The sequence below is a fragment of the Tardiphaga sp. genome, assembly GCF_028290495.1.
In the GTDB taxonomy this organism is placed as follows: Bacteria; Pseudomonadota; Alphaproteobacteria; order Rhizobiales; family Xanthobacteraceae; genus Tardiphaga.
The window spans coordinates 1-23261 of sequence record NZ_JAQGJT010000033.1 but is presented as its reverse complement, the minus strand read 5'-3'; the positions used below and the strand labels follow the sequence as shown (position 1 = coordinate 23261).

Sequence of the window (23261 nt, the reverse complement as noted above, 5' to 3'; positions counted from 1 at the left end):
AGGACGAGGTGAGGGCGCTCGGCCGCGAGTTGGGCCTGCCGGAAGCTTTCGTCGGCCGTCATCCGTTTCCGGGTCCGGGCCTGGCGATCCGCATTCCCGGCGCCGTTACCAAAGAGAAATGCGACATTCTGCGGCTGGCGGATGAAATCTACATCGAGGAAATCCGCCGCACCGGTCAGTACGACGACATATGGCAGGCTTTCGCCGTGCTGCTGCCGGTCAAGACCGTCGGCGTCATGGGCGACGGCCGCACCTACGAATACGTCATCGGCCTGCGAGCCGTGACCTCGGTCGACGGCATGACCGCTGACTTCTATCCTTTCGACATGAAGTTCATCGGCCACGTCGCGACGCGGATCATCAACGAGGTCAAGGGCGTCAACCGCGTGGTGTATGATATCACCAGCAAGCCGCCGGGCACGATCGAGTGGGAGTGAGGGGTCGTAGAAACGGCGGTGTTTGGCGGCGATAGCCGACGTGCGACGTCTTTGGTTCACTTGCAGGCATCGGTGCCACCCAGCATCCGTTCGTTCGGGTTTCTGTTCCAGACACGCGATGGTTACGAAACGCCCTCGATGATGAATGTCTAGCGGCTTCGCCGAGAAGTAGTGCTGTGGCGTGGAAACGGCGGCACAATGGCGGGTTTGCTTCGCGTCACTAAAGGACGGCCAAGACCTCGCCCCTGTAGCCTTAGAACGGTCGTTCGTTCACAAAGATGTTTCGTTGGGTCGAACGAGTCGAGGCTATGGTGCATTTCGAATAGACACGTGCGAACAGCCGGCAGCAATGGAGCAGTGATCGATGATGATGCCTGACGAAATCGTCAATTCCATCGAAGCGCTGATCGCCGCCACGACGGACACGGCGATCCGCCGCATCGTCGTCAGCGGCGCCCTTGCCGACGCACCATCGTTCCGCCTGTCGCCTGGCCAGTCGTTGTACGGCGAGGATGACGACGCCAGCATCAGCTTCACCGTGGGTAGCGATGGCGTGCAGCTATCCTCGGACAACCTCGTTCACGATATCTGCCTCCACGCGTCGCCTGAAAACCGCGCGATCTTCAATGATACCGGGGTCGCCGGCTTCGGCCGGATCGAGCTTTACGACGTCACTGTAACGGGCCGCGTCCAGATCCTGGCGCGCGACAAGGTGCGCGGCGGTCATATCGAGATCGATGGGCTGGACATCATCGCCGCCGACGCCCGTGGCGAAACCGAGCGCCCCCAAGGCTACGGCGTTCATGTGCTACAGGGCGCCTTCACCCTCTGGAATATGCAACCCGACGCGGCGGTGACGATCAGCGCCGAGCTCGTCGGCCTGTCCGCTGGTCGGCCCAGCGCGCCGGTGCGCGGCAGCGGCATCTTCGTCAGCGGCGCGGGCGATACCGGCGGCCGGCTCGTCGTCAGTCGGCTGGAAACCGATGCGGTCTATAGCGACGGCGGGATCGCGCCGGGGACGGCGGACCAGATCACCGGCGGCGTCTTCACCGTCTACGGCGCGTACGTCGACCTGGTGCGCAATCGCGGACCGGTCGTCACCTACGGTGTCAACGACATGGTGCTCGACAATTGGGGCGTCGTCGATCGCTGGATCGCCGAGGAAAAGATCACCTCCTACGGCCCGAGCGGGATCGGCTTCGTCAATTTCGGGATCGTCAACGAACTGACCGCCAGCGCGTTGATCGAGACCTTCGGTCAGGGCGCGCGTGGCTTCAACGTCTATACCGGCACCGTCAACGTGGCGAAGTTCGACCGCGTCGTCACCCATGCCGACGGCGCGGTCGGTATCCAGATCAGCCAGCCGATTGGTAGGCTGACCGTGCGTCGCGGGATCGAGACGTTCGGTGGCACCGGACCGTCGCTGGTCAAAGGCAAGGTCGTTACGCTGTCCGCCGTGGCCCTGAGCATCAAGCCCGGCGGTTCGGCGCGCGAGATCACGATCGCCGGCGGCATCCGCACCAACGGTGCGGGCGTCGCGCCTATTGAACAATTCGGCACGATTGATCTGATGAAGGTTAGCGGCGGCTTCGTCGCGGCCGGGGGCGGATTCGACAAAATCTGAGTGGCGCCGAGCGACCAATACTTCGGAGGGACATCATGGACGTTTCGAAATGTGTCGCGCTGGCATTGGTGGTGGTGGTCGCTGGTGTCTTCTGTTCCGGCAGCGCCCAGGCCTCCGATAACGGCATCGCCGTCGATCAGTCCAAATACGTCAACCGCGCCATACTGCCCGATTTCACCGCTACCGAATGCCCCGACAATCCGCGCGCATTGACGCAAGTGAAGGGCAATCTCTATCGTCACACCACCGGCGCTGGCCTAGCCGTGCACAGCGGGCTGGTGCTGATCACCGAGGAAGGTGCGCTGGTGATTGATCCCGCGATGACCTGCACGGCCGGCTGGCTGCGCGACGAGATCCGCAAGCGCTTCAACGTCGGCGTTAGATATGTCGTCTACACCCACGCCCATACCGATCATATCAGCGGCGCGCAGGTGCTGCAAAAAGACGGCGCGATCGTCGTTGCCAACATGCGCGCGCTTGAGCCGATTGTCGGGGAGAAACTGCCCACCGCTGTCCCTAACCGCGTGTTCGACGAGGATATGATGATTGCGCTGGGCGGCGAGACCGTGCTGCTGCACCGCGTGGCGCCGAGCCATTCGGACAGCATGATCATGGTGCTGTTCCCCAAATACAAGGCGTTGCAGTGCACCGATGTCTGCGAAAGCAAGTCGATGCCGTACAACGACTTCCTCGATTTCTATTATCCCGGCTGGATCGAAACGCTCGACTGGGTCGCGGCGCAGGATATCGATTTCATCGATGTCGGCCATTACACGCCGGCGACCAAACCCGACGAGGCCGCGCTGCGAGCCTATATGGTCGATCTCCATCAGCAGGTCCTCGATCTGGTGCGCAGCGGCCAATCCTGGGACCAGCTCTATCGCAATGTCCGTTTCAGCGACGAGGTGAAGAAATGGACCGCGTTCGACACCATGCACACACTGAACGTGATGGGCATGTACCGCTGGGTCTCCAACCACCGCCGCGGGGAGTGGTGATGCGGTTCACTAAGGCCGATCACGTTGGAAATTCGCGAACGTCGGGAACTCAAGATCCAGTGACTTGTCGCGCTGGTTGGTCACTTGCCGGCCAGTAAGCCTCCGCTTTAAGATTGAACTTATGAACCGCTATGCCATCATCGTGTTGTGGTCTGAAGCGGACGGCGGCTGGATTGCCGATGCGACGGACCTGAAGTCGTGCTCGGCTTTCGGTGCTTCGCCAGAAGAAGCGGTCATCGAACTTCGTGTAGCGATGGAGGCATGGCTTGAGGCGGCCCGCGCCGTCGGCCATCCAATTCCGCCGGCGCGCTATCAGCCGCATCACGAAGCGGCCGAGTAGGCAGCAAGCCACACGAACGCCGCTCATCAACGCAGCCCGGCACAAACGCGGGATGTTCGCCGCCATCTCCCATGTTACCAGCAGCGCACGATTCCTCTGGAGACTGCCTCGATGACCGTCGCTGCCAACGCCAGCCAACCGATCCCGACCGCCGCCGAGAGCGATCCGCAGGTGCTGGGCTGGATGCAGGGCTTTCCGCCGCCGGAGGACCGCACCATCACGTTCCAGAACGGTTCGTTCCGCAACTTCCCCGAGCTGCGCTGGGCGTGGAGCAACGTGCGACAGCTGGTGCCGACCGTGAACGTATGGCGCGGCGAGGGGCCTGCGTCGGTGTTGCCGCGCGAGGAGCGCGATATCGGGGCCATCAAGTCGGTCACGATCGACGGCCGGCCGATGACCTTCGCTGGCATGCTGGAGGAAACTTATGCCGACGGCATCGCCGTGCTGCACAGGGGCAAACTGATCTATGAACGCTATTTCGGCGCGCTGAAGCCGCACAAGCCGCATATCGGCATGTCCGTCACCAAGTCGTTCACCGGCACGCTGGCCGGCATTCTGGTCGCGGAAGGCAAGATCGATCCGCAGGCGATGGTTACCGACTATGTGCCGGAGCTGAAAGACAGCGCGTTCGGCGACGCGCGCGTCTCAGAGGTCATGGATATGACCACGGGGCTGGAATACACCGAGGTTTATGCCGACAAGAATTCGCAGGTGTGGGGACTGCGGCGCGCGAACGGCATGGCGCCGATCGAGCCGGGCTTTGAGGGGCCGACCGACATTTTCAGTTTCCTGTGTTCGCAGAAGAAGCAGGGCGAGCACGGCCGCGTCTTCGCTTACAAGACCGTCAACACCGACGTGCTCGCCTGGATCTGCCGGCGTGTCAGCGGCATGACGCTCTCCGATCTGCTGTCCGATCGCATCTGGGCGCCGATGGGAGCCGAACAGGACGCCTACTATCACGTCGATCGCATCGGCATGGAGAGCGGCGGCGGCGGCCTCTGCACCACGTTGCGCGATCTCGCCCGTTTTGCCGAGACCATGCGCAATCACGGCCGTTTCAACGGGCGCCAGATCGTGCCGGCCTCGGTTGTCGAGGACATCGAGCGCGGCGGCGATCCCGAGAAATTCAAGCCCGCCGGCTACGCCACGCTGCCGGGCGGCTCTTACCGTAACCAGTGGTGGATGACTCATAATGCGCATGGTGCCTACATGGCGCGCGGTACCTATGGCCAGGGCATCTATATCGATCCGAAGGCCGAGATGGTGATCGTGCGTTATGCGTCGCATCCGGTGGCCGCAAATGCCCCCATCGATCTGGCGACGCTGCCGGCCTATATGGCGCTGGCCAAAGAACTGATGGCGGGAGGCTAGGCGGCCGACGGCCGGTCAGGTCCGGGGCCGCGTTCCCGTTAGCGCATCAGGGGGCGACTTTACGCCCGCTGATGCGCGGTTACTTCGTTTCGCTCAGCCCCGGTGGTGCATCTCCTGTAAGCCGTAGACATCAGTCGGGATGCCTTCCATACGCGCCTTGAGCTGCAGCGACAGGAACTGCGAGTAGTGCCGCGACTGGTGCAGGTTGCCGCCGTGAAACCATAGGCCGGGCTGCTGCGTTGGCTTCCACATGTTGCGCTGCTCACCTTCCCACGGGCCGGGATCCTTGGTGGTGCTGGAGCCGAGGCCCCAGACCTTGCCGACCTTGTCGGCGACGTCCTTCGAGATCAGGTCGGCCGCAAAACCGTTCATCGAGCCGTAGCCGGTGGCGTAGACCACGAGGTCGGCGGGCAGTTCGGTGCCGTCGGTGAGGACGACCGAATGCCCGGTCAGGCGCTGGACGTCGACGCCGCTCTTTAGCTTGATGCTGCCGTTGGCCACCAACTCGGATGCGCCGACGTCGATATAATAGCCGGAGCCGCGGCGCAGGTATTTCATGAACAGACCGGATCCGTCCTCGCCATAGTCGAGCATGAATCCGGCCGCTTCCAGCCGCTTGTAGAAGTCGGCATCGCGTTCCCGGATCGCGTTATAGATCGGTATCTGGAATTCGTGCAGGATCCTGTACGGCAGCGACGCGAAGATCAGGTCGGCCTTGGCTGTGGTCATGCCGGATCGCACCGCCTGTTCGGAGTAGAGGCCGGCGAGGCCCAGCTCCATCAGCGAGTTCGACTTGACGATATGGGTGCTGGAGCGCTGCACCATCGTAACGTCGGCGCCGGCCTCCCAGAGCGCCGCGCAGATATCGTGGGCGGAATTGTTGGAGCCGATCACCACGGCCTTCCTGCCGGCATATTTGTCCGGCCCGGGATGCTGCGACGAGTGGTGCTGGTCGCCCTTGAAGACGTCCATGCCCTCGAATTTCGGCAGGTTGGGTTTCGCCGACATGCCGGTGGCCAGTACCAGTTGCTTTGGCTTCAGCACGATATCCTTGCCGTCGCGCGCGACCACCACGGTCCATTCGCCGCTGGCTTCGTCGTAGGAAGCCTTCTTGCAGACCGTCGAGTTCCAGTAGTTCAGCTCCATCACCTTGGTGTACATTTCCAGCCAGTCGCCGATCTTGTCCTTGGGCGAGAACACCGGCCAGTTGGCCGGAAACGGCAGATAGGGCAGGTGGTCGTACCAGACGGGATCGTGCAGGCAGAGCGACTTGTAGCGCTTGCGCCAGCTGTCGCCGGGGCGCTCGTTCTTTTCGATGATGATGGTCGGCACGTTGAGCTGGCGCAATCGCGCGCCAAGCGCGATGCCGCCCTGGCCGCCGCCGATGATGACGCAATAAGGCTGCCGCGAGATGCCGAGTTCGGCGGCTTCCGCCTCGCGTTCCTCTTTCCAGGTCTTGCGGTTGCGCTCCACGCCGTGCTTGGCACCCATCGGCCGGTCGAAGCCGGTCGGCTCTTCAAAGCCCTTCAGCTCGCTGAGTGTGGTGAGCAGCGTCCAGATCCGGCCGTCCTTCAGGCGCAGATGGCCGAAGCCGCGCCCGACCGCGGTTTCGAACTGAATCCAGCTTTCGGTGATGCCGTCGTTCTCGGAGGCATCCTCGCCTTCGGCGATTTTCCAGTGCGAGGGTTTTGTGTCGGCCAGCCGGGCCTGCAGCATGTCGCGGATCTGTGGCTGGCCCTCCAGGGTCTTGATGTTCCAGGTGAAGGAAATCAGGTCGCGCCAGTAGCAATCGGTCTGGAACAGATCGACGGCGCGGTCGATGTCGCCGGCGGTCAGTGCGCTGTCGAGCGTGGACAGCAGCTCCGAGACGTTTCCGTTGGGGGCCTTGTCGAGCATGATGACGTTCTCCCTTTGCCGATGGCGCCTTGTGGCGCGCTTGTCTGAGCTTCGTCGCGTCGTTGCGAAGAGGCGGCGGGGGTGGGTCACCTCGCGCCGTTGGGGTCAGTCCAGGAAACGAGGCAATCGTAACACTTCGTTGCGGGGAGGCGAGACCGAAACGGCGAACCGCCCGAAAAATCCGTGGCTGTGCTGCGGCGCGTGATGCCGCTTTCCGAATACGCCGCACGCCGTGAGCCTCATCGGCCGCCCGCGCTCAGCCTCGTGCCAGCTTCCCGTAGCGCTTCACCAGCCGCTCGCGCTTGAGGCGTGACAGCCGCTGGATCCAGAACATGCCGTTGAGCTGGTCGATCTCGTGCTGGTGGCACACCGCGCGCAAACCGCTGGATTCTTCGGTTTGCGCGTGTCCGTCGAGGTCCTGATAGCTGATGCGGATGCGGGCGTGGCGGACAATGTCGTCCTGGCAGCCGGGCATCGAGACGCTGCCTTCGCGGTGGGTGATCATCTCCGGCGATGCCCAGATCATTTCCGGGTTGATATAGGTCCGGACGCCCGCAATGTTGTCGACCTCGAGCACGACCACCCGCAGCGACACGCCGATATGCGACGCGGTGATGCCGACGCCGGGGGCGGCGTGCATCGTCTCCAGCAGATCATCCGCCAGTTGGCGCAGCGCCACGTCGAATACGGTGACGGGCTGCGCAGGCAGAGCGAGGCGGGCGTCGGGATAGCGGACGATCGGGCGTATGGTCATGGGCTCTGTTTACAGAGCTTGCCGCAGGCGCGGAAGGGCCGGATGGCCTGGCCTCGGGCGGCGTGCCGCAGGCCGCGGCACGCCGGTGATGCGCGCGTCAGATCAATTGACGTCCATCTTGAGGCCTTCCTTGTCGATGATGGTTTTGAACTTGGCAGTCTCGGCCTCGATGAAGGTCGAGAATTGCGCCGATGTGCCGTAGTCGGAGACGGCGCCCATTGCGGCGATGGTCTTCTGGGTGTCGGCGCGAGCCAGCAGCACTTTGATTTCCTGGTTCAACGAGTCGACCGCCGCACTCGGCGTGCTCTTCGGATAGAACACGCCGAACCACGAGGAGATGTCGAAATTGGCCAGCTCCGGCGCGGTCTCGCGCATCGCCGGCACGTGCGGGGCCTGCGCGTTGCGCTCCGGCGTGGTGACGGCGAGGCCGGTCAGCTTGCCGTCGAGCACCTGCGGCAGCGACGGGTAGAGGTTGTCGAACAGGATCTGGACATCGCCGGCAAGTGCGGCCTGCAGCGCCGGTCCGGCGCCGCGGAACGGGACGTGCTGCATCTTCAGCCCGGTGAGCTGCAGCCACCATGCACCAGTGAGGTGCGGGCTCTGGCCGATGCCCGACGAGCTGTAGTTCAGCTTGTCGGGATGGGCTTTGATGTAGGCGATCAGCTCCGGGATCGTCTTGATCGGCACGCTCGGATGCGCGCAGACGATGTTCGGAATCCGGATCATGTTGCTGACCGGCTGCAACTGCTCGGGTCTGTAGCTCAGGTTGCGGAAGATGCTGTAGGCGATGGCGTTGGGGCCGGGATTGCCGACCAGGATAGTGTGGCCGTCGCCCTTCTGCCGTGCCACTTCGGCGGTGCCGATAGTGCCGCCGCCGCCGGAGCGGTTTTCCACCACCGCGGATTGTCCCCACGCGGTCTGCAGATGAGCTGCGAGCAGGCGGCCCATTACGTCGGTCGAGCCACCGGCGGCGGCGGGCACGATGATGCGGACGGTTTCAGTCGGGCGCCATTCGCCGGCGGCGCAGCCGCTGCGCGGGAGGAGGGAGGTCGCGGACAGGCCGGCAGCAGCCGACAGCACGCTGCGGCGCGTGATCAAACGGGTCATGGTTTCTTCCCTGAAGATTTTTGTCGTTACTATCTTGGTCTTAGCGCCAGCGTAGAGCCGGCGTGCGGCATCTACAAGGCAACCTTTGACGCAGCCGCGCGCTATTCCGCGCGCGGGGAATGGCCGAACAGTGCCTTGTAGGCACGGCTGAACGCTGCCTCCGACTCGTAACCGATACACAGCCCGACTTCGCCGACCCGCGCGCTGCGCTTCGCCAGCATGTCCCGCGCCAGCCCGAGCCGCCATTCATTGTGATAGCGCAGCGGTGATCGGCCCACGAGCGCGGTGAAGCGCGCGCAGAAGCTCGATCGTGACATCCCGGCGATGCCGGCCAGGCTCGCGATGCTCCACCGTTGCATCGGCTGCTCATGGATGGCTTTCAGAACCCGTGCAATGCGGGCATCGGAAAGCCCGCCGAGCCATCCGGAGGACTGACCCAGATGGACCCAGGTCCGCAAGGCGCGGATGACGACCAGGTCGATCAGCCGGGAAATCATCAGAGCAGCGCCAGGCTGGACGTCATCGGCCTCAATCATCAGAAAATGCACGATACCTTCGACCCAGCCGGCGCCTTCCGCTTGCCGAATGTGGATGCAGCGCGGCAGCGCGAAGATCATGCTGCGAAGGCTCTCGGGGTCGAACCAGAAGCGGCAAACGACCACGGTCGCCAGCGATTCGGAAGCGATCAGTCGGAGATCACTCGCGGCGTGCGGCAGCAGCGCGAGATCGCCCGCGTCGATGATTTGCGTAGGCTGGTCATCATTTTCGATATGCAGAGCGCCCTGCGTGACGATGCAGACATGCGCCGCATCGGCTTCCAGCTCGAGACGCTCCGCCCCGGCGAGGCTCCGTAAGCTCACGCTGTCACCGGTCAGATGGATCTGCGCCAGCACATGGGAGAGCAGGTCGGACCTCGATCGCCGGAACGCCGCTTCCGGATGAATGATCAAGTTTTCCAGCAATTCCGTCATGGCCGATCAGGTCTTCCGGCGGTACATCAACGCCATGAAAGTTGATAATTAGCAGATAATACAGTCGCTTGCGGAAAATTTAAACCGCGCCGGAGAAAGAAAAGGTCCGGACAACGATTTTCCGATCATCCGAGCCGGCAAACAGAAGCTGCGCCTCTGCCGCCACCTTCCAGGCCATCCCATCAACCAACCGAGACAGGATATTTCGCGATGAACACCCAAACCATCCAGCTGCCCGATCGCGCCGCGACGTCACACTGGCTGAAGTCGTATTACTTCACCAGGGCCGGCGTCTCCGTCGTCTGGGTCGCCGCCGCCTTCACGCTGGGAAGCAGCATGCCGCCGGTCGCAGCGGCGCTGCTGGTCGTCTATCCCGCCTGGGATGCGGTCGCCAATTTCGTCGATGCGCAGCGCAGCGGCGGTCTGACGCAGAATGGCAGCCAGGCGTTTAATGTTGTTGTCAGCGCTATCACCACCATCACGGTTGCCGTCGCGCTTGGGCGAGGTATGCACGCGGTGCTTGCGGTGTTTGGCGTTTGGGCGGTTCTGTCCGGCCTGTTCCAGCTCGTCACCGGCGTTCGGCGCTGGAAGGCGGGTGCGCAGCTGGCGATGATCCTGAGCGGCGCCCAGTCGGTGCTCGCCGGCGCCTTCTTCGTGAAGCAGGCAACCGGCGCCGTTGTTCCGGGGATCACCGATATCGCGCCCTATGCGGCTTTCGGCGCCTTCTATTTCCTGGCATCGGCGATCTGGCTGACCGTCGTCGACAAACGCCAGCGTTCGACCGGATTTGCGGCAGATTGATGCTCCGGGATTCGACTGCGGGGCCGATGCCATCGGCCCCGCAGCGCGCGAATTACCGGAAGCTGATCAGCTTGAACAGCGGGGTCAGGTAGCTCATTTCCTGGCCGGAGGTCGGCGTGGTGCGGCTGATGAAGTCGAAGATCTTGCCGTCCTGCAGACCGTAATTGGCGAGCCGCTCGACCTTGCGGCTCTTGTCGAAATACACCGCGATGACGCGCTGGTCGGTGACCTTCTGCGGCATAAAGGCGACCGGGCGCTCGGAACGCTGCGAGATGTAATAGAAGACTTCGCCTGATAGCGTGGCGACGGTGGAGGGCGTTCCCATCACGATCAGCACCTGGTCCTGGCTGGCGCCGATCGGGATCTGCTCCAGCGCGCCGATCGGCAGGATGTAGCCCTTCTGGAACTGCTCGGCGCAGGCGCCCAGCGACAGGCAGACGAGGGCTGCGGCCAGCGCACCGCGCAAGCGGCGCAAACCGCGCTTCGGCTGCGCCTGGGCGCCGGTGTCACTCGAAATTGTCATCGTGGAGCGGACCCCATCCTCTTGCATCGTGCGAAGCGTTGACGTACCGGGCAGAACCTCTGAATGCAACATGCGCGTGCCCGGGGTGGCCGCCTGAGGAACCCGAGATGGTCTGGCCGTTCAATCACTTCAGGAAGTCGCCCGCGCCGTTGCGCGGCACCATTGAGGCTATCTATGGCACCATAGTGGCGCAGGCGCGAGAACCGCTGTTTTATCGGGACCTTGGCGTCGCCGACAGCGTTAACGGCCGGTTCGACATGCTGCTGCTGCACCTGTGGCTGGTGATGCGCGAATTGAAGCTGAAAAGCGCACCGCCGGCGCTTTCGCAGGGGCTGGTCGAGCGGTTCTGCACCGACATGGACGACAATTTGCGCGAACTGGGCACCAGCGACCTTCGCGTGCCGAAAAAAATGCAGGAATTCGGCCGCGCGCTTTATGGCCGCGCCGCCGCCTATGATATGGCTCTGGACGCGGGTTTTGAGCCCTTGGCGCAGGCGCTTTCGAAGAATATCTACAACGGCAGCGATCTCGACCACGCGAGGCGGCTGGTTTCCTATGTCAACGCGGCTATTGCCGGGCTTGGCCATCTGGACGAGACGACCCTTAAATCCGGCGCGTGGCGATTCCCGCAGCCCGCAGCAACCTTGGTAACGACATGAGCAGACCCGACCGCATGACGGATACGTCGAATCCCTGGAGCGCGCCGATCGCGGTGATGCAGATTCCTGAAACCGGGGTGGCGCGCGACATCGAGGCCAACCCGCAGGAACGCGAAGCCATCGCGACGCTGGGCAGCCTGGTGGGCGTGGGCGCTGCGAAGGCCTCGCTGCTGCTGACGCCGATCAAGGGCGGCCAGGTTCATGTCACCGGCCGCGTCTGGGGCCGGGTCGGGCAGACCTGCGTGGTGACGCTCGATCCGATGGAAAGCGACTTCGACGAAGCGATCGACCTCATTTTTGCGCCGCCGTCGCAGATTCGCGAACTGGCCGAATCGGTCGACGAGGACATCGAGAGCGAGGAGGAAACCCCGGATCCGCCGGAGCCGATCGAAAACGGCTTCATCGACCTGGGCCGGCTCGCCACCGACGCGCTGTTCCTCGGTCTCAATCCCTATCCGCGCAAGCCCGATGCGGTATTCGAGCCGCCGGTCGAGCAGATCGATCCCGAGGAACACCCTTTCGCGGCGCTGAAGGTGCTGAAGGAAGGCCCGGACGCCAAGAAACCGAAGGGCTGGACCGGCGGATCGCGGGGCGATTGAGCAAAACCGGGCAGCGCCAACTGCTGGTTTTTGGTGTGGTTCGGCGGAAACGCCGGGCCTGCCGGCCGGGCAGCGCCGATTCCGGTGATATGCCGCCTGGCGCAGCAAAAGTCTTCGGTCAAGATGTTGTATCGGCTTGGGGAAACGCTATTGTCCCCCGCTCCGAATAGTTTATTTCGATACCTTCGCCGCTCGCCACCACTCGCGGTGAGCATCAGTCCGCGGTCCGGCTTCTTTGGCCCGCAAGAGACAGGTTTCCGGGACGTTCATGCCGAAAAAGGTTCGCATCGCGCTTGACGCCATGGGTGGCGACATCGGCGCATCGGTGGTCATTCCCGGCGCCGCTATTTCATTGACCCGGCATCCCGACAGCGAATTCCTGCTGTTCGGCGATAGCGCGTTGATCGAGGCCGAACTGGCCAAGCATCCGGCGCTCAAGGCTGTATCGAAAGTCTTCCACACCACCGTCGCCGTCAGCATGGATGACAAGCCGAGCCAGGCGTTGCGCCGCGGCCGCAAGGTGTCGTCGATGTGGCAGGCGATCGACGCCGTCAAAAAGAACGAGGCCGATGTCGCGGTGTCGGCCGGCAACACCGGCGCGCTGATGGCGATGTCGAGGTTCTGCCTGCGCATGATGGACGGCATCGATCGCCCGGCGCTGGCGGCAATCTGGCCGACCACGCGCGGTGATTCCGTGGTGCTCGATCTTGGCGCAACGATCGGCGGCGACGCCCACCACCTCAAGGCACTCGCCGTGATGGGCAGCGCGATGGCCAGCGCCTTGTTCGATCTGGAGCGCCCGACCGTCGGCCTGCTCAATATCGGCGTCGAGGAAATGAAGGGCGGCGAGGAAATCCGCGAGGCAGCCGAACTGCTGCGTGCCGCCAACCTGCCGCAGCTGGATTTCATCGGCTTCGTCGAGGGCGACGGCATCGGCAAGGGCGCCGCCGACGTAATCGTCACCGAAGGCTTCAGCGGCAACATTGCGCTGAAGGCGGCGGAGGGTACCGCGCGCCAGTTCGCCGAATATCTGCGCAGCGCGATGGCCCGCACCTGGCGCTCGCGGATCGGCTACCTGTTTGCCAAGAACGCCTTCAAGGCGCTGAAGGACAAGGTCGACCCGAACAAATCCAACGGCGCGGTATTCCTCGGCCTCAAGGGAATCGTCGTCAAAAGCCACGGCGGCACCAATGCCGACGGCTTTGCCTACGCAATCGATGTTGGCTATGACATGGTCCGCAACGATCTCCTCACCAAGATCAATCTGATGCTCAACCGCGACGGCAGCGCCCTGACTGCGCCCGCGCAGGAGGCTGTCTCGTGACTGCGATACGTTCGGTCGTGCTCGGCTGCGGCTCTTATCTGCCGGAGCGGACCCTGACCAATGCCGAACTGGCGGCCAAGGTCGATACTTCAGACGAATGGATTGTGCAGCGCACCGGCATCCGCGAGCGCCACATCGCCGCAGAAGGCGAGTTCACCTCGCATCTGGCGATCAAGGCCGCGCAGGCCGCGATTGCTCATGCCGGCATCGACGCGCAGTCGATCGACCTGATCGTGCTGGCGACCTCGACGCCGGACAACACCTTTCCCGCTACCGCGGTCTCGGTGCAGAGCGCGCTCGGCATCAACCACGGTGCGGCATTCGACCTGCAGGCGGTGTGCTCGGGCTTCGTTTTCGCGCTCGCCACCGCCGACAGCTACTTGCGCACCGGCGCCTTCAAGCGCGCGCTGGTGATCGGCGCCGAGACCTTCTCGCGCATTCTCGACTGGACCGACCGCGGTACCTGCGTCCTATTCGGTGATGGCGCCGGTGCGATCATTCTCGATGCGCAGGAACAGCCGGGATTGCCGACCGATCGCGGCGTGCTGACCACGCATCTGCGCTCCGACGGCCGCCACAAGGCCAAACTGTATGTCGATGGCGGGCCGTCCTCGACGCAGACCGTCGGCTATCTGCGCATGGAAGGCCGCGAAGTCTTCAAGCACGCGGTCGGCATGATCACCGACGTGATCGTCGATGCCTTCAATGCCACCGGCGCCACCGCCGAGAGCATCGACTGGTTCGTGCCGCACCAGGCCAACAAGCGCATCATCGATGCCTCCGCCCATAAGCTGCATATTGCACCGCAGAAGGTGGTGCTCACGGTCGACCTGCACGGCAACACCTCGGCGGCTTCGATTCCACTGGCGCTGTCGGTGGCGGTAGCCGATGGCCGCATCAAGAAGGGCGATTTGGTGCTGCTAGAAGCCATGGGCGGCGGCTTCACCTGGGGCTCGGCGCTGATCCGTTGGTAGGCTGATTACAAATTATCTCGCATTGTCATGAACTTCGATGCTTCTGCATCGATGAGCGCTGTTGACCATTGGACGTTAACCTCATAATTTCTGACAACAATTTTGTTCGCCGAGAGTTGGGGCAGGCGATGACGGGCACGGGAAAAACAGTCACACGCGTCGATCTGTGCGAAGCAGTCTACCAAAAGGTGGGCCTATCGCGCACGGAGTCGTCTGCTTTTGTGGAACTGGTTCTGAAGGAAATTACCGATTGTCTGGAAAAGGGCGAGACGGTGAAGCTGTCGTCGTTCGGATCCTTCATGGTGCGCAAGAAGGGCCAGCGCATCGGCCGCAATCCGAAGACAGGCACTGAAGTACCGATCTCGCCGCGGCGGGTGATGGTGTTCAAGCCATCGGCGATTCTCAAGCAGCGCATCAATGGCGACACTTCGGCCGGCAACGGCAAGGACACGTCAGAAGACTGAGTTCGCGGCCGCTGTTTGGCGGCGCGCTGACGGGCAGTGAAAATGGGGACGCAGCATTTGGACAAAGCGCCGGATGCATTCCGCACCATCAGCGAGGTCGCCGACGATCTCGACATCCCCCAGCATGTGCTGAGATTCTGGGAAACCAGGTTCACCCAGATCAAGCCGATGAAGCGATCCGGCGGCCGGCGCTACTACCGCCCGGACGACGTCGATCTGCTGCGCGGCATCCGCCGTCTGTTGTACGGCGAAGGCTACACCATCCGCGGCGTGCAGCGCATCCTGAAGGAGAACGGCATCAAGGCGGTGCAGGGCCTGGTCGACGGCGCCGCCGCACCTGCGTTCTCTGCACCGGACCCCGGCGCCAGGCGTGCGCCCGTCGAGGATGAACACGACGACGATCCGGTGGAAGCCGAGATCGACGCCGACGATGAGGAAGACGAGCACGACGAGGAGGTGGCTCCGATCGTCGCCCGCCGCGAAGCTGACATCGCCGTGCGGCGGGAACCGCCGATGCAGGCCCGGCGCGAGCCCGAAATCCCGCCACGCCGCGAGCCGGAAATGGTCGCCCGGCGCGAGCCCGAGATCACCGGGCCGCAGCCGCGCTTTGAGCCGCCGCGACCACAGCCGATGCCCGAACCACGCCCCGCAGCCCCCGCGATCGACCGCGCCGCGCAACAGCGCAACCGCGCCCGGCTGGAGGCGGTGTTGCAAGACCTGCTCGACGCCCGACAGGCGCTCGATACGGCGATGAAGGACGGGTGAAGTAAAAGTTGATTTGAATTCGCGCTGGGGCGCGGAGGTCGATCGGTTGAGATCGAAAATGGTCGGAGCGAGAGGATTTGAACCTCCGACCCCTAGTCTCCCAGACTAGTGCGCTAACCGGGCTGCGCCACGCTCCGACAATGCGCATCCTGTAGCTTCGATCCGGGCGCGGCGCAAGAAGGCTGGCGCATTATCGACCGCCGTTGTGGCACGACGCTGTGCGCAATTCCGCACTGGGGACGCATTTTGCCGGCGGTACGGCTGCGCTTGCGTCATTTCATGAAAATTAATCGCGATAGCGTTTCTGGTCGTTGGCAGGCCGTTGTAGCCGACCATTCCGGCATCCCCTGCGGATTCGCTCATCGAGGCCTGTATTTCCATGACGGCGCCGATCGACACCCTGCGCGGACTGAAGGCGGGCGCCGTCGCGCTCGCTCTGGCCGCCGTGGCGCTGTTTGCGTTTCGCACGGTGCCGTCCCGGCTATGGCTCGACGAGCTCTATACCGTGACGTTGCTGAAGGCCGACAGCCTGCCGCGGCTGTGGGAAGGCATCGTGCTCGGGATCGATGGCAATCCGCCGCTGTATCTGACGCTGGCGTGGCTGATCGCGCGGGCGGTGCCGGCGTTCCTGTCGTCGGTCGTGGTTCTGAAAGCCGTCAACGTGCTGGTGACGGCGGCGGCCTTGCTGGCGCTTTATCGGCTCGGACTGCGGGCGGCGTCGCAAACGGCGGCGTGGATCGCGGTGTTCCTGGTCGCCGCACTCAACGACAACGTGCTCTTTGTCGCATTCGAGTTGCGCGCCTATGCGCTGTATTTCCTGCTTGCCGCATTATGCGCGCTGTTCGAGCAGCGGTTGATCGAGCGCGGCCGCAAACGCGATTTTGGCGCCCTCGCAGTGCTCTACGTGGCGCTGACGCTCGTGCATGGCTTCGGCATTCTCTATGTCGGCTGCATCGCGCTGTCGGGCGCGCTGAGCCAGTGGCGTCGGGGCTGGCGGGCGTGGCTTGCGTCGCTCGCGGCAACGCTGCCGGCGATCGTCGTGCTGGCCTGCTGGATGCCGTTCGTGATCCGGCAGACGCAGGTGGTGCAGCCCTATAGCTGGATCACGGCGCCAGGCGTGGCCGAACTGCTGCAGAGCCTGTTCTCGTCGCCGCTGTGTTTGCTGGTGATGGTCGCCGAGACATTCGCTGTCGTGGCGATGGTCGTCATGCTGATCGCACGCCAGCAGGGCGCCGCGTTTCACATCATGTTGCGCGACGACCGGCGGCAGCCGGTGCGCTATCTCGCCTGGTTGATGCTGGGGATGCTGGCGATCACGCTGACGGTGTGGCTGGAATCGGTGGTGTTGTTTCCGCTCTTCGTGCCGCGCTATTTCACACCGTGGCTGATCGGCGGTTTCTTGCTGGCGCTGGCGTTTGGCGAGTTGCTGGTCGGTCTGGTTCGACGCGGCGTGGGGGATCATCGGCTGTTCGCGGTGTCCTCCATCGTGCTGCCGCTGATGCTGCTCGTGTTGATGCTGGCTTCGACGGATCCAGTGCGCGAGCAGATTCCTTGCACGACACCGTCCGGCGACTTCTTCGAGACCGGCTTCGTCAGTGGCGAATGGCCGGTGGTGGCGGATTCCCCGCATGTCTGGTTTCCGCGCGTGACCTATGCGCCGCACGCCGCGGTATATCGCTTTCCGCTCGATCGCGATGTGGTGCTGAATTATCCGAACTGGGCGCGCGGCAATGCCACCGACTTCAACATCATGCAGCGCATCGCGCGCTGGGCCGGCGTGACCGCGATCATGACGACCGAGGATATCGTGAAAACCTATCCGCAATTTCTGGTGATTGAATCCGGCCGCGCCTGGTTTCACAACCTTCGCCAGACCCGCGATGTGACGACCGAGAAGCTTGCGGAATTTACCGACGCCGCCGGCCATGCCGGTTGCACGCTGTGGAAGGTGACAAGCGTGCGTCCGCGGCCGTGATACCCGCAAAGAAAATGACCCGGAGCGTGAGCCCCGGGCCATTTGACGCGGACGTACATCCGGCCCGCGCTTGGATGATCTCACCCTGGGCCGCCGTGGTTAACATGCGATTAACGCAAGCATCGATGATTCCGATGTGGCGCGGGTCAGCGCGCCAGCCAGCACTTAGCGCGCCAGCCAGGGCTCGGCGAGATAGCGCAGCAGCTTCGCTTCGCGACGGCCACGCGACACCGTATCGAGCACGAGGCCAGCGAACAGCGACATCACCGCGACCAGCATGATGCCGACCGAAAGCACGGCGGTTGGCAACCGTGGCACCACCCCCGCTTCTACGTAGGTGATGGCGACCGGAATCGACAGCGCGATCGATATCGCCGCCAGCAGGATCGACAGCGTACCGAAGAAGCGCAGCGGCTTTTCGGAACGGTATAGTTTCAGGATGGTGCCGAGAATGCGAAAGCCATCGCCCCAGGTGTTGAGCTTGCTGAACGAGCCTTCCGGCCGCGCGAAATATGGCGTCTTCAGTTCGGCCACCGGCATTGCCAGTTCGAGCGCGTGGACGCTGAGTTCGGTTTCGATCTCGAACCCGTCGGATAACACCGGGAACGACTTGATGAAGCGCCGCGAGAACACGCGGTAGCCGGAAAGAATGTCCTCGAAGCCACGGCCGAACACCATGGCGAGAAAGCCGGTGAGCAGCCAGTTGCCGGTGCGATGGCCAGGCCGGTAGGCGGCATCGGCCTGATCGACGCGGTGCGCGACCACCATGTCGAGATGCCCGGCGATCAGCATCTCGATCATTGGCGCTGCCGAAGCGGCGTCATAGGTCGCATCGCCGTCGACCAGCAGGTAGATATCGGCCTCGACATCGGCGAACATCCGCCGCACGACGTGGCCCTTGCCCTGGTGGCGCTCGCTGCGCACCTGCGCGCCGGCCTCGCGCGCGATTTCGATGGTGTGGTCGGTTGAATTGTTGTCGTAGACGTAGACCTCGGCCATCGGCAACGCTTCGCGAAACGAGGCCACGACCTGCGCGATCGCGGCTTCCTCGTTGAAGCAGGGGATCAGGACTGCGATGCGGATCGGTGACGTCATCAAGGAGATATTCCAGTTGCTTCGTCTGCTGCGGGCGCCGGCGTTGCCATATATTGCTGGGCCGCGACGAACATGCCCCACATCGCGCCGAGCATCAGCCAGAAGTGGCGCCAGTGATCGGTGTCGATGATGAAGGCTTCGCCTACCGTGCCGAGGAATGCCGCGAACACCGCGAGATAGGCCCGCTGCCACGGCACACGCACGAACACGTAGCGAAAGCCGAGCAGCGCGGTGGTGAACATCAGAGCGGGGTAGCAGATGCCCGAGATCCAGCCGCCCGACATGAAAGCGTTGAGATAGGAATTGTGCGTGTCCTCGGGAAAGAATTTGGTGAATTGCAGCGGGCCGATTCCGAAGGGCAGATCCAGCGCCATTTGTGCGCCCAAAACGTGGCGACCGAAGCGGCCGAATCGGCCTTCGTCGTATTTCTGGTCGAACGAGGCGCGCTGCTTGAACATGTCGGCGATGAAATCGAATTGCAGCAGGATGACGATGACGAGGGCGGCTGCGACCACGGCGGCAATCGCCATGATGATGATGCGCGAGCGCTGTTTGTGCGAGGAGCTTGTCAGCACCATCATGAACAGCATGAAGGCTGCGGTGGCGACTAGCAGGCCCCATGCGGCGCGCGAGAACGCCAGCAACACCGCCAGCGAGATAATGCCGAACACGACAGCGCTACGCAGTGCACGCCCGAACCGGTCGCTGACGACGCTCTGCAACGCGAACAATGCCGGCAGCACCAGGAAGGCGCCGAGCACGTTGGGGTCCTTGAAGGTGCCGGAAGCGCGGCCGTACAGCGTGAACAATTCGCCGCCACCGGGGATCAGGTGCAGATAGCCGGCGATGCCGGCCAGCGACGCCAGCAGCGCGCCGGCGATCAATCCGCGGCGCAGCAGGTCGAGCCGAGCCTGGGTGTCCTCGGACACCACCAGCGCAACGAAGATCGCCGAGACCGCCATGTACCAGGAGGTCAGGATCCAGTTGATGATCGGTGTCAACTCGAGCAGGTAGGCCGCGCAGATCGTGTAGCCGATATTGATCAGGAACAGCAGGACCAGCAGCGGCACGAATACCAGCCGCATCCGTAGCCCGGCGGCGAAGAACACGACCATGGCGCTGATCGTGGCGATCTCGTAGGGGCTGGGCTCAATGAACACGATGGCGCCACCGAACCCCATCAGCCACAGCAACGCGCGCTGCAGCGTCACGACGGCGGGCGCCGTCGTTGCGGGGGAGCTGTGATCGGCGGCGAGATAGGTCATGGCTCCACGGAGCTTACGCGGGCAATGTTGACGAGTGGTATAGCGGAGGCGGGCTTGGTGATTGTTCCAGCGCCGGCGGTGCGCTCCCTCGCCCCGTTCTTGCGGGAAGGGGGAGGGACTCTTGCGCGTGAAACGCTGGCAATCTCTCACCCGAATCCGAGCTGGCGCTCGGCTCCGACCTCTCTCCGCAAGCGGAGGGAGGTTAGGCGGAGCGTGTCGAGACGCCTGGACGAGACCTAATACGCGTTCTCGTTCTTCGTCATCAGCGAGATCGGCGTTTTCAGCAGGATGTAGGTGTCGAACAGCACCGACCAGTTCTCGATGTAGTACAGGTCGAATTCGACGCGTTTCTGGATCTTCTGCTCGGAGTCGATTTCGCCGCGCCAGCCGTTGATCTGGGCCCAGCCGGTGATGCCCGGCTTGACGCGGTGGCGGGCGAAGTAGCCATCGACGGCCTCGTCGAACAGTTGAGTCTGTACCTTGCCTTGCAGCGCGTGCGGCCTGGGTCCGACCAGAGACAGGTTGCCCTTGAACACGACATTGTAGAGCTGCGGCAATTCGTCGAGGCTGGACTTGCGAATGAAACGGCCGACGCGCGTGACGCGCGTATCGCCCTTGGTGACCACGGTCTTGGCCATCGGATCGGCCTGGTCATGATACAGCGAGCGAAACTTGAAGACATCAATGCGCTCGTTGTTGAAGCCGAAGCGCTTTTGCCGGAACAGTACCGGGCCGGGGCTGTCGAGCTTGATCGCCAGCGCCACCAGTCCCATCACCGGCAACAGCGCCAGCAAAGCGAACCCGCCGACGATACGGTCGAACATCCACTTCATCACCAGGTCCCAGTCTGTAATCGGCGCCTCGAACACGTCGAGCGTCGGCACTTTGCCGAGATAGGAGTAGGATCGGGGACGGAAGCGCAGTTTGTTGGTATGTGCCGAAAGCCGGATATCGACCGGCAGAACCCACAGCTTCTTCAGCATTTCGAGAATGCGCGTCTCCGCCGAAATCGGCAGCGCGAACAGCACCAGATCGACGCGGGTGCGGCGGGCGAATTCGATGATGTGATCGACCTTGCCGAGCTTCGGGGTGCCCGCGACGGTATCGAGCGAACGCTTGTCGCTGCGGTCGTCGAACACGCCGAGAATATGCAGGTCGGAATCTTCCTGCGCGAGCAGTTCGCGGATCAGGTGTTCGCCGTTGGCGTCGGCTCCGACGATGATGGTGCGACGGGCGAGGCGGCCCTGCCGCCCCCAACGCCGGATCAGGCTACGCAAGGCCGTTCGCTGCAGAACGAGGGCCACCAGGCCCACGATGAAGAATGTCGAAAGCCAGAGACGCGATACAGAACCGCCGATCTTGGCAAAGAACGAAACGCCGATGAACAGCAGGAACACGAGCGACCATGCGGATGCCATGCGAGTCATCTGCCGCAACTTGCCGCGGAAGACCTGGACCTCGTAGATATCGGCGGCCTGAAAGCAGACGACGGCGGTTCCGGCCATGGTCAGGATCGCGGCGGGATAATCCCAGCCGAAACCGCTGATGCGTGCGACATGCGCCAGATACACCGCTACGCCGACGAGGCTGAGCATCACGAAGTCGGCAAGCCGGACCAGCCCTGCGATGACGACGGGAGAATAGGCGGCCCGGACTTTCTGGCTCACCACCTCAAGCGCAGCGGGCGTCAGGCGGAGGCGGCGCTCGACCGCGGGCCCCGGCGAAGACTTGGCTTCGTCGAGCATGGAGCGTGCGTTGATCGGTTCCACTACAGCAATCCGTTTGAGCGGCCTGACGCACAGTGGTGCGCGCCGGCTATCATGGCGTCAACGTCTAGCGCAGATATCGGAACAATTGGTTACGGGTAAACGGTAGTTAACGTTTGGCAAACACCTGCCGGTAACCTTCTATGACGCCTTCGACCATCGCGTCCTGCGAGAAGTGCTGGGCGATGCGCTCGCGCAGCGCCTGGGCGCGCGTCAATGCCGCCGCGGGATTGACGAGTTCGGTGCGGATCGCGGCGGCGATCGCAGCGCTGTTGCCCGGCTGAAACAGCGCGCCGGTATGGGTGTTGAAGATCTCCGGAATGCCGCCGACATTGGCGGCGATCATCGGCACGCCGGCGGCGGCGGCTTCGATCACCACGTAGGGCATCGAGTCGCCGCGCGACGGGACCACCAGCAGGCGTCCCTTGGAAAAGCCATAGCGCGCCTTGACGTGACCGATAAAACGCACGGCGTCGCCGAGCTTGAGCCGTTCGATCTGCGCTTTGAGCCTTGTGGTCTCCTCGCCGTCGCCGCCCAGGGTCAGCGTCACCGGCCGGCCGTCGACGCGCAGTTGCGCCACCGCATCGACCAGCAGGTCGGCACCCTTGATGTGGCGGAATTCGCCGACGTAGGCCAGGTCCGTTGCATCGTCGGCGGGGGGCACCGGCTCGAACTCGTCCGACGTGACGCCGTTGAACACGCATTTCACCAGCCCGGACGGCGTGCCGATGATGCGCTGGTAGGTGTCGCGCGCGAACGCGCTCTCGAACAGGAAGAGTTCGGTGTGGTTCATCAGCGCGCGTTCGAGCCGGGCGTAGAACGCGCCCTTCAGCGTGTCCGGCGGATAATGCAGCGAGCCACCGTGGGGCGTGTAGACGCGGATGCAGTCTTTCGACTTCGGCTTGAGGCGGACAAAAGCGCCGGCCTTGGCGCCGTGGCCGTGCAGCACGTTCGGCTTCAGCTTGCGGGCCAACTGGATGAAACGCGTCCACGCCAAGAGATCGGTCGGATGCGGCTCGCGCCGGCTGGGAAGCCGGTGCACGCCAAGCGCCAGGCGCGGCGCGATCTCGGCCAGCGCCGCGGCGGCGCGGTCGCCGCCGGTGAGGCTGTCGGCGATGATGCCGACCTGATGGCCGCGATCGGCCTGGCCGTTGGCAACATCAAGAATGTGACGAAAAATGCCGCCGACCGGGGCGCGAACGGCGTGCAGAATGCGAAGGGGTGGGGAGGAAGTCGCCATCGTCAGAACCAGCGCTCGCCGATCTGGATGGTGTCGCCGGGCTCGATCGATGTGCCCAGTGGCACCGGGGCGCGGAAAATGCCCTGTTCTGTCGTGTGCATCAGCATCACCTCGTCGCGGCGTGCACGCGGCGAGAAGCCTCCGGCGATCGCCACTGCGCTTTCGACGCTCATGTTGGGGACGTAAGGATACTGCCCGGGGGCCGCGACTTCGCCGAGGATGAAGAACGGCCGGTAGGCCTCGATCTCCACCGCTACCGAAGGCTCGCGAATGAAGCCGTTGCGCAAGCGCCCGGTGATGCTGCCGGCGAGAG

Annotated in this window: 22 protein-coding genes, 1 tRNA gene and 1 pseudogene; 13 read left to right on the top strand and 11 right to left on the bottom strand. The window is 63.6% G+C overall.

What is annotated here, in order from left to right:
- From JWQ24_RS06115 to JWQ24_RS06095, 5 genes and pseudogenes are all read left to right on the top strand, one after another.
- Positions 1–437: pseudogene (locus JWQ24_RS06115) on the top strand (GMP synthase (glutamine-hydrolyzing)); the annotation flags it as partial.
- Positions 438–807: 370 nt separating this feature from the next.
- The gene (locus JWQ24_RS06110; RefSeq protein WP_299805660.1) at positions 808–2061 is read left to right on the top strand and encodes a hypothetical protein; all 1254 of its coding nucleotides are present in this window, start codon (positions 808–810) and stop codon (positions 2059–2061) included.
- Positions 2062–2096: 35 nt separating this feature from the next.
- Positions 2097–3059, top strand: a complete 963-nt coding sequence (locus JWQ24_RS06105) for an MBL fold metallo-hydrolase (RefSeq protein ID WP_299805655.1) — start codon at positions 2097–2099, stop codon at positions 3057–3059.
- A gap of 121 nt (positions 3060–3180) precedes the next feature.
- On the top strand, positions 3181–3399 hold the full coding sequence (locus tag JWQ24_RS06100) for a type II toxin-antitoxin system HicB family antitoxin (RefSeq protein WP_299805652.1): 219 nt from the start codon (positions 3181–3183) through the stop codon (positions 3397–3399).
- 111 nt (positions 3400–3510) lie between these two features.
- Positions 3511–4770 carry a serine hydrolase gene (locus tag JWQ24_RS06095; protein ID WP_299805649.1) on the top strand — a complete coding sequence of 420 codons (1260 nt, stop codon included), beginning with the start codon at positions 3511–3513 and terminating at the stop codon, positions 4768–4770.
- A gap of 93 nt (positions 4771–4863) precedes the next feature.
- Here JWQ24_RS06095 and JWQ24_RS06090 read toward each other — a convergent pair whose 3' ends face one another.
- From JWQ24_RS06090 to JWQ24_RS06075, 4 genes are all read right to left on the bottom strand, one after another.
- Entirely contained in the window at positions 4864–6666 is a 1803-nt protein-coding gene (locus JWQ24_RS06090) for an NAD(P)/FAD-dependent oxidoreductase (RefSeq protein ID WP_299805646.1), read from the bottom strand.
- Between the two features lie 256 nt (positions 6667–6922).
- On the bottom strand, positions 6923–7420 hold the full coding sequence (locus JWQ24_RS06085; protein WP_299805644.1) for a peptide deformylase: 498 nt from the start codon (positions 7418–7420) through the stop codon (positions 6923–6925).
- A 102-nt stretch (positions 7421–7522) separates the two neighbouring features.
- On the bottom strand, positions 7523–8527 hold the full coding sequence (locus tag JWQ24_RS06080; protein WP_299805642.1) for a tripartite tricarboxylate transporter substrate binding protein: 1005 nt from the start codon (positions 8525–8527) through the stop codon (positions 7523–7525).
- 101 nt (positions 8528–8628) lie between these two features.
- Positions 8629–9498, bottom strand: coding sequence for an AraC family transcriptional regulator (locus JWQ24_RS06075; RefSeq protein WP_299805640.1), 870 nt, complete (start codon positions 9496–9498; stop codon positions 8629–8631).
- A gap of 210 nt (positions 9499–9708) precedes the next feature.
- On the opposite strand from JWQ24_RS06075, the gene JWQ24_RS06070 reads away from it, so the two are divergent.
- A complete protein-coding gene (locus JWQ24_RS06070) occupies positions 9709–10299 on the top strand; it encodes a DUF308 domain-containing protein (RefSeq protein ID WP_299805637.1) in 591 nt (196 codons plus the stop codon).
- Positions 10300–10351: 52 nt separating this feature from the next.
- Here JWQ24_RS06070 and JWQ24_RS06065 read toward each other — a convergent pair whose 3' ends face one another.
- Positions 10352–10822: an outer membrane protein assembly factor BamE gene (locus JWQ24_RS06065; protein ID WP_299805634.1), complete on the bottom strand. Its 471-nt coding sequence runs from the start codon at positions 10820–10822 to the stop codon at positions 10352–10354.
- A gap of 107 nt (positions 10823–10929) precedes the next feature.
- Here JWQ24_RS06065 and JWQ24_RS06060 point away from each other — a divergent pair, with 107 nt between their 5' ends.
- From JWQ24_RS06060 to JWQ24_RS06035, 6 genes are all read left to right on the top strand, one after another.
- Positions 10930–11481 carry a ubiquinol-cytochrome C chaperone family protein gene (locus tag JWQ24_RS06060; protein ID WP_299805632.1) on the top strand — a complete coding sequence of 184 codons (552 nt, stop codon included), beginning with the start codon at positions 10930–10932 and terminating at the stop codon, positions 11479–11481.
- Positions 11478–12080, top strand: coding sequence for a DUF177 domain-containing protein (locus JWQ24_RS06055; protein WP_299805629.1), 603 nt, complete (start codon positions 11478–11480; stop codon positions 12078–12080). Before JWQ24_RS06060 ends, JWQ24_RS06055 begins: the two co-directional genes overlap by 4 nt.
- Before the next feature lie 268 nt (positions 12081–12348).
- Positions 12349–13404, top strand: coding sequence for a phosphate acyltransferase PlsX (gene plsX, locus JWQ24_RS06050; RefSeq protein WP_299805626.1), 1056 nt, complete (start codon positions 12349–12351; stop codon positions 13402–13404).
- Complete coding sequence (locus JWQ24_RS06045; RefSeq protein WP_299805623.1) at positions 13401–14378, top strand: beta-ketoacyl-ACP synthase III; 978 nt, start codon at positions 13401–13403, stop codon at positions 14376–14378. The genes plsX and JWQ24_RS06045 overlap by 4 nt, the downstream gene beginning before the upstream one ends.
- A 128-nt stretch (positions 14379–14506) precedes the next feature.
- On the top strand, positions 14507–14842 hold the full coding sequence (locus tag JWQ24_RS06040; protein WP_299805620.1) for an integration host factor subunit alpha: 336 nt from the start codon (positions 14507–14509) through the stop codon (positions 14840–14842).
- A 57-nt stretch (positions 14843–14899) separates the two neighbouring features.
- A complete protein-coding gene (locus JWQ24_RS06035; protein ID WP_299805618.1) occupies positions 14900–15607 on the top strand; it encodes a MerR family transcriptional regulator in 708 nt (235 codons plus the stop codon).
- 59 nt (positions 15608–15666) lie between these two features.
- Here JWQ24_RS06035 and JWQ24_RS06030 read toward each other — a convergent pair.
- A tRNA-Pro gene (locus JWQ24_RS06030) sits at positions 15667–15744 on the bottom strand.
- 242 nt (positions 15745–15986) lie between these two features.
- On the opposite strand from JWQ24_RS06030, the gene JWQ24_RS06025 reads away from it, so the two are divergent.
- Complete coding sequence (locus JWQ24_RS06025; RefSeq protein WP_299805616.1) at positions 15987–17582, top strand: hypothetical protein; 1596 nt, start codon at positions 15987–15989, stop codon at positions 17580–17582.
- 165 nt (positions 17583–17747) lie between these two features.
- Here JWQ24_RS06025 and JWQ24_RS06020 read toward each other — a convergent pair whose 3' ends face one another.
- The 5 genes from JWQ24_RS06020 to JWQ24_RS06000 all read right to left on the bottom strand — a co-directional run.
- Positions 17748–18677, bottom strand: coding sequence for a glycosyltransferase family 2 protein (locus tag JWQ24_RS06020; RefSeq protein WP_299805614.1), 930 nt, complete (start codon positions 18675–18677; stop codon positions 17748–17750).
- On the bottom strand, positions 18677–19942 hold the full coding sequence (locus JWQ24_RS06015; RefSeq protein WP_299805612.1) for an O-antigen ligase domain-containing protein: 1266 nt from the start codon (positions 19940–19942) through the stop codon (positions 18677–18679). The genes JWQ24_RS06020 and JWQ24_RS06015 overlap by 1 nt, the downstream gene beginning before the upstream one ends.
- 236 nt (positions 19943–20178) lie before the next feature.
- Positions 20179–21711, bottom strand: coding sequence for an undecaprenyl-phosphate glucose phosphotransferase (locus tag JWQ24_RS06010; protein ID WP_299805610.1), 1533 nt, complete (start codon positions 21709–21711; stop codon positions 20179–20181).
- 106 nt (positions 21712–21817) lie between these two features.
- On the bottom strand, positions 21818–22948 hold the full coding sequence (locus JWQ24_RS06005; RefSeq protein WP_299805609.1) for a glycosyltransferase family 4 protein: 1131 nt from the start codon (positions 22946–22948) through the stop codon (positions 21818–21820).
- Between the two features lie 2 nt (positions 22949–22950).
- Positions 22951–23261 (bottom strand): SLBB domain-containing protein (locus JWQ24_RS06000; RefSeq protein WP_299805606.1); only part of this gene is annotated, 311 nt, incomplete at its 5' end.